At 49.1% G+C, this 14381-nt stretch carries 12 protein-coding genes; all 12 read right to left on the reverse strand.

Annotation, left to right across the window (positions count from 1 at the left end; all coding sequences use genetic code 11):
• Positions 1 to 65: 65 nt before the first annotated feature.
• On the reverse strand, positions 66 to 773 hold the full coding sequence (hisA, locus tag Q0460_RS04490) for a 1-(5-phosphoribosyl)-5-[(5-phosphoribosylamino)methylideneamino]imidazole-4-carboxamide isomerase (RefSeq protein WP_299085400.1): 708 nt from the start codon (positions 771 to 773) through the stop codon (positions 66 to 68).
• Positions 773 to 1498, reverse strand: a complete 726-nt coding sequence (gene hisH, locus Q0460_RS04495; protein WP_299085403.1) for an imidazole glycerol phosphate synthase subunit HisH — start codon at positions 1496 to 1498, stop codon at positions 773 to 775. The genes hisA and hisH overlap by 1 nt, the downstream gene beginning before the upstream one ends.
• Positions 1495 to 3300, reverse strand: coding sequence for a nucleoside-diphosphate sugar epimerase/dehydratase (locus tag Q0460_RS04500; RefSeq protein WP_299085405.1), 1806 nt, complete (start codon positions 3298 to 3300; stop codon positions 1495 to 1497). Before Q0460_RS04500 ends, hisH begins: the two co-directional genes overlap by 4 nt.
• Positions 3300 to 4397 carry a UDP-N-acetylbacillosamine transaminase gene (gene pglE / locus Q0460_RS04505; protein WP_299085508.1) on the reverse strand — a complete coding sequence of 366 codons (1098 nt, stop codon included), beginning with the start codon at positions 4395 to 4397 and terminating at the stop codon, positions 3300 to 3302. Before pglE ends, Q0460_RS04500 begins: the two co-directional genes overlap by 1 nt.
• A 116-nt stretch (positions 4398 to 4513) precedes the next feature.
• Positions 4514 to 5113 carry a UDP-N-acetylbacillosamine N-acetyltransferase gene (pglD, locus tag Q0460_RS04510; RefSeq protein ID WP_299085407.1) on the reverse strand — a complete coding sequence of 200 codons (600 nt, stop codon included), beginning with the start codon at positions 5111 to 5113 and terminating at the stop codon, positions 4514 to 4516.
• Positions 5100 to 5705 carry an undecaprenyl phosphate N,N'-diacetylbacillosamine 1-phosphate transferase gene (gene pglC / locus Q0460_RS04515; RefSeq protein WP_299085411.1) on the reverse strand — a complete coding sequence of 202 codons (606 nt, stop codon included), beginning with the start codon at positions 5703 to 5705 and terminating at the stop codon, positions 5100 to 5102. Before pglC ends, pglD begins: the two co-directional genes overlap by 14 nt.
• Positions 5698 to 6825, reverse strand: coding sequence for a glycosyltransferase family 4 protein (locus Q0460_RS04520; RefSeq protein WP_299085413.1), 1128 nt, complete (start codon positions 6823 to 6825; stop codon positions 5698 to 5700). Before Q0460_RS04520 ends, pglC begins: the two co-directional genes overlap by 8 nt.
• Before the next feature lie 73 nt (positions 6826 to 6898).
• The gene (locus Q0460_RS04525) at positions 6899 to 9646 is read right to left on the reverse strand and encodes an STT3 domain-containing protein (RefSeq protein ID WP_299085415.1); all 2748 of its coding nucleotides are present in this window, start codon (positions 9644 to 9646) and stop codon (positions 6899 to 6901) included.
• A 2-nt stretch (positions 9647 to 9648) separates the two neighbouring features.
• A complete protein-coding gene (locus Q0460_RS04530) occupies positions 9649 to 10767 on the reverse strand; it encodes a glycosyltransferase (protein ID WP_299085417.1) in 1119 nt (372 codons plus the stop codon).
• Positions 10768 to 11010: 243 nt separating this feature from the next.
• A complete protein-coding gene (locus tag Q0460_RS04535; RefSeq protein ID WP_299085419.1) occupies positions 11011 to 12054 on the reverse strand; it encodes a glycosyltransferase in 1044 nt (347 codons plus the stop codon).
• Positions 12051 to 13301, reverse strand: coding sequence for a glycosyltransferase (locus Q0460_RS04540; protein WP_299085421.1), 1251 nt, complete (start codon positions 13299 to 13301; stop codon positions 12051 to 12053). The genes Q0460_RS04535 and Q0460_RS04540 overlap by 4 nt, the downstream gene beginning before the upstream one ends.
• Entirely contained in the window at positions 13301 to 14380 is a 1080-nt protein-coding gene (locus tag Q0460_RS04545; protein WP_299085423.1) for a glycosyltransferase family 4 protein, read from the reverse strand. The genes Q0460_RS04540 and Q0460_RS04545 overlap by 1 nt, the downstream gene beginning before the upstream one ends.
• Between the last annotated feature and the right edge of the window lies 1 nt (position 14381).

The raw sequence follows: 14381 nt of genomic DNA on the forward strand, positions 1-14381 counted from the left end.
CTTTAAATTTCAAAATTTGCATATTACTAAAATTTAGTTCAAACTTTGCTTACGCTCGGGCGTTTTTATAGAGCTTCAAACGCCTTTTTAAGATCGAGCGTACCCTCGTAATACGCCTTGCCGACGATGAGCCCCGCTATTAGCTCCGCGTTTTTAAGCGCGATTATGTCGTTCATATCTTTCACGCCGCCGCTTGCGATAGTATCGATGCCGCTAGCTTTCGCGATAGAGCGGCTAAATTCTACATTCACGCCGCTTAGCATCCCGTCGCGCGAGATGTCGGTGCAGATGATAGCGCAAACGCCCGCGTCCGCGTAGTCTCGCGCCAGATCGGTCGCTTTTACGCGGCTTAGCTCCGCCCAGCCCTCGGTCGCTACGAGCCCGTCTTTTGCGTCTATGCCCACGACGATGCGGTAAAGCTTCGCCATTCTCCTTACGAAATCTCTATTTTTAAGCGCCGCCGAGCCCAGGATAAATCTATCGACGCCCAAGCTCAAATAATCCTTTATGCGCGCTTCGTCACGGATGCCGCCGCCCACTTCGACGCGCAAGCGAGTGTTTTTTACGATCCGCTCGATCGCTTTGAAATTTACCGCCTCGCCCGCAAACGCGCCGTCGAGGTCAACTAAATGCAGCCATTTAGCGCCGAGATCTTCAAATTTTTTGGCTAGCTCACAGGGGTCTTTGGAATAAATTTTTGCGCTTTGCATCTCGCCCTTGCTAAGGCGCACGGCGCATCCTTGTTTCAGATCGATCGCAGGGAAAATCTCCATCACAGCTCCGTAAAATTTTTAATGATTTTTATGCCCGCATCGTGGCTTTTTTCGGGATGCGGCTGAAAGGCAAATACGTTTTCGCGCCAGATCGCGCTTGCAAACTCATAGCCGTAAAACGTGGTCGCAAGCGTGATCTCGCGCGCGCAAAGGACGTGGTAGGAGTGCACGAAATACAGATACTCAAACTCGCCCAAGCCCGCGTTTATCGGCGAGCGCTTGATAAAATGCGCGCTGTTCCAGCCGACGTGCGGGATCTTTAGGCTTTCGGCGCGGGTAAAATTTTGCCCGCAGCGCTCGCCAGACTCCGCCCCGTCTGAATTAAATTTCGCCCCGCTCGATCTAAATTTTATATTTTCGGACCCGGATTCCGCTCCCTGAATATTAAATTTCATTTTGTCAAATTTCACGACGCGACCGGGCAAAATTCCAAGCCCGCTGCGCGCGCCGAATTCCTCGCTTTGCTCGAACAAAAGCTGCATCCCAAGGCAGATGCCTAAAAAATATCTGCCGCTTGCGACGAATTCTTTAATCGCGGCGTCCATACCGCTTGCGCGAAGCCTCTCCATCGCCTCGCCGAATGCGCCCACGCCCGGAAGCAGGGCCTTATCGCAGCTCAAAAGCTCCTCGGGGCTGCGCGCTAGGCGAAATTTAGCGCCGCAAAAGCTAAGCGCGTTCATCACGCTTCGGATATTGCCCGCGCCGTAATCCACGATGCCGATCAAGCCGTGCCCTTCATATCGTTTAATCGGTGCGAAAACTCGGGCACGATGCGCTTTAGCTTATCCGCGACCTGCGCGTCCTCGCACTCCGAAAGCTCCTCGATCTGCGAGCTTAGCTCCTCTAGGTCGTATTTTGCGGAGTGGGTTACAAAGATGGATTGGTACTTCGTGCTCTTGTCGTTTTCGTCGATCAAAAGCTCCTCGTAAAGCTTCTCGCCCGGACGCAGACCGACAAATTTAATGCCAAGCTCCTCCTTGCCGGCAAGCTGCAGCATTCGCTTGGCAAGATCGGCGATCTTTACGGGCTCGCCCATATCCAGCACGAAAAGCTCACCGCCCTGCGCGATGGAGGCTGCTTGAAGCACGAGCTGGCACGCCTCGCTAACGAGCATAAAATATCTCGTAATCTCGGGGTGCGTAACGGTAAGCGGCTCGTTCGCTTCGATCTGGCGCTTAAATTTAGGGATGACGCTGCCGCTTGAGCCGAGCACGTTTCCGAAGCGCACCGCGACGATCTGCGTGTCGCTTGCCGCGTCGTTGGAATTTAGCGCGTAAAGCTCGCAGATACGCTTCGTAGTGCCCATAATGTTCGTCGGTCGCACCGCCTTATCGGTCGAGATCAAAACGACCTTTTTCGCGCCGTATTTTTTGGACAGATCGATTACGTTTTTTGTGCCGATGATATTGTTTTTGACCGCTAGATGCGGATTAAACTCGCATAGCGGCACGTGCTTATACGCCGCTGCGTGCACGACCACCTCGGGATGAAATTCCGCAAAAACCTCCTCCAGCTCATGGCGATAAACGACGTTTATCATCTTTAGCTCGTTGCGCGCGTCCGCGCCGGTGGCTTCGTTAATCGAGTAGAGATTAAACTCGCTGTGTTCGACCATAATGAGCCTCTTTGCGCCGAATTTCAAGCATTGCTTGCAAATTTCGCTTCCTATCGTGCCGCCCGCGCCAGTTACGAGCACGACCTTATCTTTGATAAAATTTTCAATCGCCTTAGTGTCGAGGTCTTTGGGTTTACGCGCGAGCAAATCCTCGATCGATACGTCGCGGATCTTTTTGCTCTCATCCTCCAAAAGCGAAAAGAGCTTGATATCCTTTAGCCCGTATGCAAAAAGCTCGTCGTAGAGCTGCTTTAGCTCGTCCGGATACAGCGCTAGCGCGATGATTGCGGTTTTAGCACCGCTGTCTTTGATCATCTGCGGAATTTCGCTCTTGGCTCTGACGACGTAGTTTTCGCAATACGTCCCCACAAGCTCAGGCCGCCCGTCCACGACGCCCACGGGGTAGTAGTTGATGTATTTTTGCCGCATACCTTTTAGGACGTGAAAGGTCTTGCTCGTAGCGCCTACGACGATGCAGGGCTCGTTATTCGTGATGTTTTTCTTCTCGCTTAGAAACATCCGCTTTGAAATTCTAATCCCACCAATTAAAATAAACGAGATCGCCGCATCGATGATGATGACCGAACGCGGGAATGGGTTAAAAATTTTACTCGCTAGAAAGAATAGGATCAAAAAGGTAAGCGCTGCCATCACGTGCGCATAAAAGAGTTTCCTCGCTTCATATAGGCCGAAAAATCTCCACGGAACTAAATAGATCCGCAAAAACCAAAAATAGAAAATTTTAATCGCAGTAAGGCTCGAGGCGCTAAGCAGCGCGCCTTTATAGAATTCGTTCGGTATATCTCCGCTAAATCGTAGCAAAAAAGCGATATAAACGGAGAGGATCGAGATAAAAATATCTCCCAGCAAAAAAAACGCGAAGCGGTTAAATTTAGTGGGTTTTAACAGCATCAGATGTTTTCTTTTACGATTTTTACGACGCGCTCGATCGTCTCGTCGCTCATATCGGTGCCGCTAGGAAGACAGATGCCGCGACTAAACATATCCTCGCTCGTACCGTCGACTACGCTAAGCGCGCCTGCGAAGATGCTTTGCAGATGCATCGGCTTCCAAAGCGGACGAGATTCGATGTCGGCTTTATTTAGAGCGTCGATAACCTTTAGATGGGCATCCTTTTTCTTAAATAGAAGCGTCGTAAGCCATCTATTGCCCTTGCCGCCTTCTACTTCGGGCATAAACTCCACGTCAGTGCCTCTAAACAGATCCTCGTAAATTTTAAAAATTTCGCGTTTTCTCTTTACACGCTGCGGCAAGACCTCCATCTGGCCTACACCGATAGCGCCTAAAACGTTGCTTAAGCGGTAGTTGTAGCCGTAGTCCTTGTGCTCGTAGTGAAGCAGCGGCTCGCGCGCCTGAGTGCTGTAAAATCTAGCCTTGGCGATTAGCTCCTCATCGTTTGAAATCAGCATTCCGCCGCCAGAGGTGGTGATGATTTTATTGCCGTTGAAGCTTAGTGCGCCGCATTTTCCGATCCCGCCTAATGCCCTGCCTTTATAAAATCCGCCCAGCGCCTCCGCGGCATCCTCGATAACATCAATGCCTTCGTTCTCGCAAATTTCGCATATCTCGTCCATCTTCGCAGCCTGTCCGTAAAGATGCGTAACGACGAGCACTTTTGGCTTTTTTGGAGATTTTTTGATCGATTCTTTAAGCAGCTTCGGGCTTAAGTTCCAACTCTCGTCGCTGTCTATCAGCACCGGCACGCAGCGCTCGTAAAATATCGGATTTAGCGACGCCATGAAGGTAAACGTGGAGCCAAGCACCACGTCGCCGTCCTTTACGCCGCTGCAGCGAAGCGCTAGATGAAGCGCCGCCGTGCCTGCGTTTAGCGCCAGCGCGCCGCGCGCGCCAGTGTAGGACTTCACTGCGTCCTCGAAGCGATTAACGTATTCGCCCAAAGGCGCGATATAGTTGCTCTCAAATACCTTTTTTATATACTCAAGCTCACCGCCGCCCATATTCGGCGGGCTTAAAAATACTCTTGCCATCTCTATCCTTCCTTGATCTTTAAATTTAACTTCGCGCATCGCAAGGCTAAATTTAGCTTTCGGCATTAAATTTAAATGCTTGGATTTTATCACTTTTAATGCTATAAATTTTAAATTCAGCTATTTTTTTTAATCACGCGAGCGGGCACGCCTACGGCTACGCTGTCGCTAGCTATGTCGCGCACGACCGCAGCGCCCGCACCGATGATGCAGCGCTGCCCGATCTTTAGCCTCTGAATGACGCTAGCGCCGATTCCAATGTGCGAAAACGCCCCCACTTTCACGCCGCCCGCAAGCGCCGCGTTTGGGCTAATGTGCGCGAACTCGCCGATCTCGCACTCGTGCTCGATTACGACGCCTGAGTTGATTATCGCGCCGCGACCGATTTTGGCTCGCGCGTTTATCACGGCGCCGGGCATTATGACTGCGCCCTCGCCGATAGCGGCGCTTGGGCTAACGATGGCGCTTTGATGAATTAGCGACGCTATCTCAAAACCGGCGCGCGCTACTCTCTCTTGAATCTTTGCGCGGGTTTTATTATCGCCGATTGCGATTATTACGGGATGCTTCGGCAGATCCTCGCTAAATTTCAGCCCCGTCGCGTCGTCTAGAAAAACGACCTCACTAAATTTAGCCCCGCGCGCGGCTAGCGCGACATCCGCAACCACCAGCCCGTGTCCGCTCGCGCCGTAAACGTAAATTTTAGTTGTGCCCATTGAATTTCTCCGTCGTCGCCATACCCTCTTTATTCACGCCCTCTTTCGCAAGTACCTTTTTTATCGTTAAAAGCGCGATCTTAAGATCGAGCGCGAAGCTTAAATTCTGCGCGTAATACGTGTCGAACTCAAATTTTTTCTCCCAGCTGATCGCGTTGCGACCGTTTACCTGCGCAAGCCCCGTGATGCCCGGGCGCACGCTGTGTCGCAGGCGCTGCTGCGGCGAATAAAGCGGCAAGTATTCGATCAGCAGCGGGCGCGGTCCGATGAAGCTCATATCGCCCTTTAGCACGTTGAAAAGCTGCGGCAGCTCATCCAGGCTTAGCGCGCGGATCTTTTTGCCGTAATCGTTCAGCCGCTCTTCGTCTGGCAGAAGCTCGCCGTCCGCGCCGCGCTCGTCGCTCATCGTTTTAAATTTGTAAATTTTAAAAATTTGCTCATCAAACCCAGGGCGAGATTGCATAAAAATCGTGCTTTTGCTAATGTGTTTGCGGATCAAGAACCACGTAAGCGCCATCACGGGCGAAACCAAAATAATCAAAATCAAAGCCGCCGTAAAATCAAGCGCGCGTTTTAAAAAGCCCCTATACATTGATAAATTTCCTATAAACCTCTAAATATTTTTCCGTGACAATCTTTTCGTCGTAATTTGCAAGCACCATCTCGCGCCCCTTTCGTCCAAGCCTTTCGCAAAGCGCGGGATCGCTCAATAAAATTTCGATCTTTCGCGCAAGACCCTCTGCATCACGAGTGCGGCAAATTAAGCCGTTTACCCCTTCTTGCACGGCTTCTACGCAGCCGCTGCAGTCGCTCACCACGCAGGCTCGCGCCATGCTCATCGCCTCTAAAACCGTGCGCGGAAAGCCCTCCTTGTAACTAGGCAGTGCCAGTAGGTAACTAGCCTTCAAAAGCTCAGGCACGTCGTTTCTAGCACCCAGATAATGCACCGCACCACTTCGCAAAAACGTAGGATCAGCGGTGCTTTTATTACCAGCAAAACCCTCACCTACGAAGACAAATTTCGCATCCGATCGATCTTTTAAAATTTCTGCTGCTTCGTAGAATTCTCTCACACCCTTATGCCACATCGCGCGAGCTATCATCAGCACGATCTTTTTGCCGTGCAAATCCTCGCCCAGATCCGCTGCACTAACGATTTGGGGGTTGAACCTTTCAGCATCTACGCCTACGCTTTTAATCCTTATGACCTTTTGCTTTGTAATAAGCCCGCGAGATAGCATATAATCAGGATCGGCATCGTTTACAAATACGCAAGCATCCGCCTGCGAAAATGAAAATTTATAAAGCTGCTCCAATACCGCTCGCACGAGCCTTGTTTTAATATCATCGTCGATATAAAAGCTGCCCAGCCCCTCGACTAAGTTTATCACATATTTTATACCCGCCTCGCGAGCCGCCAGCGTACCGAATACGTTTGATTTGTGCGCGGCTGTTTGCAGCAGATCCAAATTTAGCCTCTTTAGCTCGCGTGCAAGGGCTTTGGTGTTGCTAAATACGGTAAGCGGATTCAGGCTCGCTCGATCAAGATCGTAGGTTACGGCATTAAAATCGCGTGCTAAATCCTGCGTATAAGCGCCGCTAGGAGCAATTGCGAAAACCTCGTGCCCGCGCTCTTTTAAAGCCTGCATTATCGGGCGGCGAAAGAAATGTAAGCTCATATCGGCATGGCTTAAAAACCCTATGCGAGCCATCTGCTATATTCCTTGCTTGGCGTTGTGAGATTAAATTTCATAAATTTCTCCTTAGCTTGCGGCAAAATTTTATCTAGCGTTTTAATTTATAAACTTTCACAGCAGGGCTTAAGATCACAGGCTCGAATAGCTCAGGCCTATATCTTTCAAATACAAAAAGCTGAATGTAGCTTGAGTTTAGCATCGTCTTATCTAGCAGCAAAAATCGCCCGTAATCGCGCATGAAAATCACGTAAAATTGCGCGCTGCTGTCCATATTAAACTCTTTTACCGAAAGCTTGCCGTTCGCGTCGTAGCTCGTTTCGTAAAAAGTATTGATCGCGAATTTTCTGCCGCTATACTCTAAATTTAAAAGGCTCGGTGAGATCGAAAAGCCGTTGTCCATATGCACACCGCTTTGATCCTGAACGAACCTATCGCTCGTTATAAAAAACAGCTCGCCCAGCTGCTTGCCGTCGGTGATGTCGATGTTTGAAAACTGCGTGACGACGGGAAAGATATTCATCATACGATCGGGCAAGATGTAATAGATGTCACGCGTAGGCTTTGGCGGCTTAAAATCGGCCAGTCCCAAGCTTAAGATAAAATCATTGACGTCGGTCGCGTTATAGTCTTTTAAAATTTGCTTTAGCTTGTTTGGAATTTTTTCGCTATATCCACGCTCGGTGTATTCGACATCCAGGCGCGCCATATTTGCAGAGCTCATCTGATCTCTAAAAAGCGCAAAGCTAACGGGGAAATTATCGTTGCCTAGGTGTTTGCCGCCGTCGATGAGGGTCTTTACGTCGCTGTAATAGCGTATGCCGTAACCGTAGTCCCACCACGAAAGCGCGTAATCCTCGCGCTGCGCCTTATCTTTAAGCTCATCCAGCACCCGCACCTCGCTTTGATAAAAGACCGTATCGACCTTGTACGAGACGATGTGCTGCCACGCGGGATAGATCGCAAGCGCCGTCAAAATAAGCAGTATCGCGCGTCCCGCGATCTTTGGCAGATCCAAGCGCTTTACGCAAAAATACAAAATATATCCGAAGCTCAGTCCCATCACACCCACGGCGTAGATTGTAAATCTAAGACCCGCCTTGTTCGCCGCAAAGCCCAAAAGCAAAAGCGGGATCGAGAGCAAAAATTCCTTATGCCTAAAGCAAAGCACTACGTATCCGATTGCTGCGATCACGAAAACCGCGACGTGTGAGCTGATGCGCTCCATAAAGATCTTAGGCGGCACGATGCCCGATTCTTGGATCGTTTGATTGACGTTGAAAAAATGAAATGCCGTATCGGCGTTGTCCGCAAGGGAGCGGAAGATATAAAATTTCGCCTGAAAGATTATCGGACTAAGACCTCCGTTTGCGACGAAAAAGACTACGGCAAACGCGCCGATAATCGCCAAAATTTTAAAATTTAATAGCTTTCCTCTAAACGCAAAGAGCCAAAATAGCGCAAGCGAAATTAAAATTTTAGCTACCAAAGGCGTGGAACAAAGCGCGATCAAAAAGATGATCATCGCTTCGTAATTCACCGCACTTTTTCGCTTAAAAATCAGCGTGTAGGCGAAAAATACGGTGAGCATCATAGAATTTAACGAGAAGCTGGACGGATACCACCACATATAAAATATCACAAACGCACCCAGCCAAAACAGCGTGCTACGAGAGCCGCGCGTGCAGATACGAATGAGCGCCCACAAAATACACATCGCAAGTACGATATTTAGCATATCGGTGTCGTAATACCCAGCCATAGTGCGGTTGTAGTAGCTATTCGCCACGCTCGCGACAAGCGCGCCGATGAAGCCCGCGCGCATGCAGCGAAACTCGCTTGAGATAAGCAAGATCGGCACTACGATAAGCGAGCTGAATAAAGCCGGCAAATAAACAAAGATCGTCTCGATTTTAAAGGGCAAAATTTCAGCCAAAAACGCCGTCACGATCGAAAGCGGTGCGCTAAAATAACTAAGATCGTTGGGCTGATGAAAACCCGCGAGGCGGTCGCGCGCGCCCTCTGCGAAGGCGTAGCCGTCGTTTGTGTTTATCATCAGCTCGCCATCCCAAAAAAAGTAGTTCACAAAACCGCTCGCCCAGTGCACCCACCACATGCGAAACGCCACGCTAAAGGCAAATGCGAACAAAATCATCAGCAAAATATGCTTTGAAAACTCATAATTTTTTATGAAGCCAAAAATTCTACGCCTGGCAGGAAGCGCGCCAGCTGACTGATTTTTAGAATTTTGGGAATTTTCTGCTGTGGGGCTTTTAGAATTATCAGAATTTATGCCGTTTGTAGAATTTAAAGCACTTGCGGAATTCGCATTTTTAAATTTAGCCAAATTAGCGGCTTTTGCGGAATTTTTATTTGTAGAATTTTTGCTCGTGGAATTCGCAGCGCCCTTTAAATTTGAGTTTGCAGAATTTGCGCCTGCGGAATTTTCAGAATTTACCAAAGCAGAATTTTGTCCGCTTGATTTTTTAGCCTTTTTGGATTTTTTTTGTGCTCGCATTTTTGCAGAAACAGCGCGCGCTTGATCGTCGCTTAAATTTTTAGCGCCGGCGTGCGCGGAATTTTTGCTCGCAGAATTTTTTGCATCAAGCGCGGAATTTTTATCGCTCTGAGGCACGGCATCCTCGCTACCCTCAATCTCGGCATTTTCGCCATTAAAATTCTCACCGCCGCCTGCGGAATACTCTGCGTCAAAACTTCCCTTACTAGCGAAATTTTCGCTTAGGGCAGCTTTGTCGGCACCCATTGATTGTGCGCCTTTTTGATCGTCCGATCCTTCGTCGATCTCTCTGACGCTAAAAGCCTTTTTTTCTTCACCCACGCCTATTTTCCTTCGTCGATTTGTTCTATTTTTGCGATCAGCTCGCTTGCTATCCGTTTTTTATCGAAAAACGAGGCTCTAATTTTAGCCTTTTTCTCATAAAATTTTACATAATTTTCATCATCCAGTGCTTTTTGCATCGCCGCTTGAGTGCTTTCTAGATCGTTTACGCCTACTAGCACGCCCCATTCGCTCTGCCCCATAAGCTCGCGCGCGCCGCTTTGATGATCGCTTGAAATCACGAGCTTGCCGCATGCAAGAGCTTCGATGAGTGCGTTTGAAAAGCCCTCAAAAAGGCTTACGAAGACAAACGCGTAGCATCTAGCCATATATTTATACGGGTTTGCGTCAAAGCCCAAAAGCTTTACGCGACCACCCAAACCCAGCTCCTCTATCAGAGCCTCAAGCTCGGCTCGCAGCACGCCGTCGCCCAATATCAGCAAGTCTTTGTCGTTATTTTTTAAATTTGCATATGCGCGGATCAAAAGCGCGTGGTTTTTGCCCGCATCGAGCCTGCCGACGCTTAAGAAAAACGGCCGTTCCTGCGCGACCTGCTCGCTTGCCTTGCGCCCGATCTCATCCAAATCGATCGCGTTGTATAGCACGCTCATCTTGCGCTCGTCAATTCCAAAATTATCCGCCAGATCGCGCAGATTTCCAAGCGAGTTGGGGAAGATAAAATCGGCCTTCGGATAGAGCTTGCGAAGCAGAAGCTTTGAAATTTTAGATTTGAAGCTCGGCTCTTTATACAGCACCGACGGCGTCGAGCATTCGTTAAAAATCATCGCTCCGCGCAGTCCGTAAACTCGCGCCAGCGCCGCTACGTAACAAGGGCGGTTCATCCAAACGAAGTGGATGTCGATACCTAGACGCTCGCATAGCTTTTTGTAGCGCAGCGCCAAAAACGGCAGCTTTGCGAGCTTCAGCAGTCCATTTTCAAAAGGGGCTGATTTTTCGATGAAATGGATCTGCACGCCGCTTGGAATTTCATAAAAAATCCTCTCGTTCATCAGCACCAGATGCACTTCGTAGCGTGCCGTAAGCTCGCCTAAGAGGTTGCTTACGACGCGCTCGGCGCCGCCGCCGCCCATCGAATAGATAAAAACGCTTAATTTCTTCATCCCTTTACCTTTTAAATATCGCTGCCGCGCCCTAAATTTAAGCTTTGCTCGCGCCTTTTTGTGCGAGCATACGCCGCGCCGTTTAAATTTAGCGCGTTTTGCGCTGCCTCAAGCGGCTAAATTTCATCGCGCAATGCGGCTTGTAAATTTAAACGCACCGTTTTGCTCGGGCGCAAGACGCTATCTTAGCACACCGAAGTTTAAATTTATACCTGCGCGCCGCAGAGCATCGATAAGCGACTGCTATTTGCGCGCAAACCGATCGATCAAGCCCTGCCAGAGCTCAACGATGCGCTCTTGCGAAAACTCGTCTAAATTTTCATTTGCATTTTGCACGAGAGCGTCTCGCAGCTTCTCATCGCTCATTAAAATTTCAAGCTTGCTCGCAAGTTCATTCGCATCGCCGCATTTAAACAAAATGCCGCTAAAGCCGTCCTTTATGAGCTCTTTTGCGCCCGCCGTATCGCTGCTAAGCCGTGCGCAGCCGTAAAACGCAGACTCGATCAGCACGTTTGAAAGCCCTTCATTAAGCGAACTGAGCACAAAAATTTTGGCTTCTTTATATAGCTCGCTCACGTCCTGCTTGTGCCCTAAAAATCGTACTTCAAGCCCAAGCCGCGCCACGAGCTCGCGCAAGCTTTCGCGCAGCGAGCCGTCGCCTGCGATTAAAATTTCCCACTGCGCAAGCAGGCTTTTATCGATCCTGCTTAGCGCGTCAAAGTAAATTTCATACCCCTTGACGGACTCGAGCCTGCCGACGCTTAAGATCACGTTTTGCTTAGCGCTTTTAGCGCCATCAATCTCACCGAAAAAAGGGTTATGCACGACGAAGCAGTTTTTGACAAATCGCGAATAGTACTCAAAGTCCGAGCGCGTAAGCACCGTAAGCGCGTCCGCTTTTTTATAGCACAGATCGCGCACGCGGCTAAAAAGCCCGCTTCGCAGATAATCGTGCGCGTTGTGCTCGGTCGCGATGAGCGGGATGCCTAGCCCGAAGCTTGCGATCACGCACGCTACGTTCGTCCAGTCCATAAAGCTGATGATGACGCTTGGGCGCTCGCGCTTGAAGCACTCGCGCAAAATTCTGTATTTATCGAACCTGCCGCCGTTTTTATAAACATCCAGATGCAAAAATTTTATCTTTTCGCTAAATTTATACCTGCCCTCATCATTTTCCAAAATCGCGATCGTAACGTCGTTTGCGCGCGCAAAATGGTTCGCCAAAACCTGAAGCACGCGCTCTGCGCCGCCGTTTCTAAGAGCCGCGATGACGAATAAAATTTTCATTTTAGCTTCCGATAAATTTTATAAAATAGCTGCAAAAGCGCGGGGCTAGCGTAAAACAAGACCATCATCAGCGTCTGCGTGCGGCTTGCATGCGCTGCGAAAAATCCAAAATCCAGCCGCTCGCGCACCAAAGCGTGCAGTGAGCGGATCTGATCCGCAGCTTCTGCAGCGCTTAAAGGCGAGCGGGGATCTGCGGTCTTTCTTTGCGACGCGGAATTCTGCTCGGAATTTCGCATATAATTTTGCCCTGCAGAATTTTTACTGCATGCGCAAGATATACTATCAGCACCGCCTAAATCTGCCTCGTTTGCCAAGCTGCGCGTATTAGCCTCGGAAGGAGAAGTCGCATCCCCATCCGAGCCTACAGCATCAAAGCTTGATTTAATGATTAAAAACGCCGTATTCAGCGCGGACTCGCAGCGAGTAAAATTAGCCTCACGCGCCAAGCTTGGATAATTCACAGCGATCGCCTCAGTATAGCGGCGCACCGCAGCGATGACCACAAGATGCCTGCGCGCGAATGAGTTTACGGTCGAGCCTGCCCTTACGCGATAAAAATATAAAATTTCATCCGTGCACGCCGCAATAGAAGCGTTAAAAATATCGAAAAATATCGCCACATCCTCATAGATCTGCCCCGCAGGAAAGCGCAAAGCGGCGAAAATTTCGCGAGCAAACAGCGCGCGCCAAACCGCGGTGCTAAAATACGGATCCTGCGTGCAGCTGCGTCTAAAAAGCTCTTGCGGCGATATTTTGTATTCGCCTGCGTTGGCATTCGAATTTAAGATCTTTTCCGGATTATTAATCTCTTTAGAATTTTGATTTTCTTTAGAATTCAAAGCCGCCTTGAAATTATTTATTTCTCTCTCGTCGCTAAATGCCGCGTAGCCGCACATAGCGATTTTGGTGGAAAATTTCTGCGTCAGGCGAAAAAGCGTCTCAATCAAATCAAGGCTTATCAAATCGTCGCTGTCTACAAAACTGATAAACTCCCCGCGAGCGACATCTAAAGCGGCGTTTCGTGCGCTAGCCTGCCCGCCGTTTAGCTTATGCAGCACGCGCACACGGGGATCACGCGTGGCATATTCGTCGCAAATCGCCTCGCTGCCATCATTTGATCCATCATCTACGAGCAAAATTTCTAAGTTCGTATAGGTCTGTGCCGTGATGCGCTCCACGCAAGCGCGCAGGAATTCTTTGACATTATAAACGGGAATGATGACCGAGATTAGGGGATTTTCGCTCATTATTCCTCCCTGTGTATCGTAGTGGCTATAAAATCCAACCAGCGTCGCCCGATCGTTTCAATTTTAAAGCTCTCCTCGCGCTTGGAGGCGTTTTGCACGAGCCGCTCGCGTAGCTTCTCGTCGCTCATTAGAATTTCAAGCTTTTTTGCGATGCTCGCGCTATCGCCTACAGGGCATAAAAACCCATCCACGCCATCGCTTATAAGCTCGCTAGGACCTGCGATGCAATCTGTGGAAATTCTAGCGGTGCCGAAAAATATACTCTCCATCAAAATATTGCAAAAGCCCTCCATCTTGGAGGTTACAACTACGATTTTAGCGCGTTCATATAAGCTTTCGATATCGCGCACAAAGCCGATGAACTGCACGTTTAAGCGCAGCTTCATAGCTAGGCTCTCAAGGCTCTTTCGCTCCTCTCCGTCGCCTGCGATCACCACCTTCCATTCTTTTAAAAGATTGAAATCTACAAGCGCAAGTGCCTTAAGAAGGACATCAAAGCCCTTATAGACATTGAGTCGACCGGCTGCTAGGATGATATTTTCTTTAGGCGGGCGGGCGTCTTTAGCATGGCTGATCTCAAACATCGGATTAGGCATAATCACTCGATTTTGCACATATGTGTAATGATCCAGATCGAATTTACTAAGCACGCTAAGACCTGCAGCTTGCGGATAAAAGATCCGCTTTAGCGCTCGCCAGATCGGACTTTTTAAAAAGCGATGATTGGTGTGTTCGGAGACGATTATTTTCTGCCCGACTCCTAGATTTGCGATCAGCGTAAGGACATTGGTATTATCTAAAAATGAGATCACGACGTCAAATTTACGACTTTTTAGCAGCCTATGCAAGGCTAAAATTTTATCGTAGCGCTTTTTTATATTGCCAAATACTCCTAAATCGCCTACGCCCAAATCCAAGCTAATAAGCTCGATCTTAGGATCCAGCGCGTAAAACGGCTCATCTGCGTCAAATTTTATCACGCAGACTTCATTCTCGCGGCAGAAAAAATTTGCCAGCACGCTTAGCACGCGCTCGGCACCGCCCTTGCCTAAAGCAGAAATTACCATAGCTATTTTCATT

The organism is uncultured Campylobacter sp., assembly GCF_937980635.1.
In the GTDB taxonomy this organism is placed as follows: Bacteria; Campylobacterota; Campylobacteria; order Campylobacterales; family Campylobacteraceae; genus Campylobacter_B.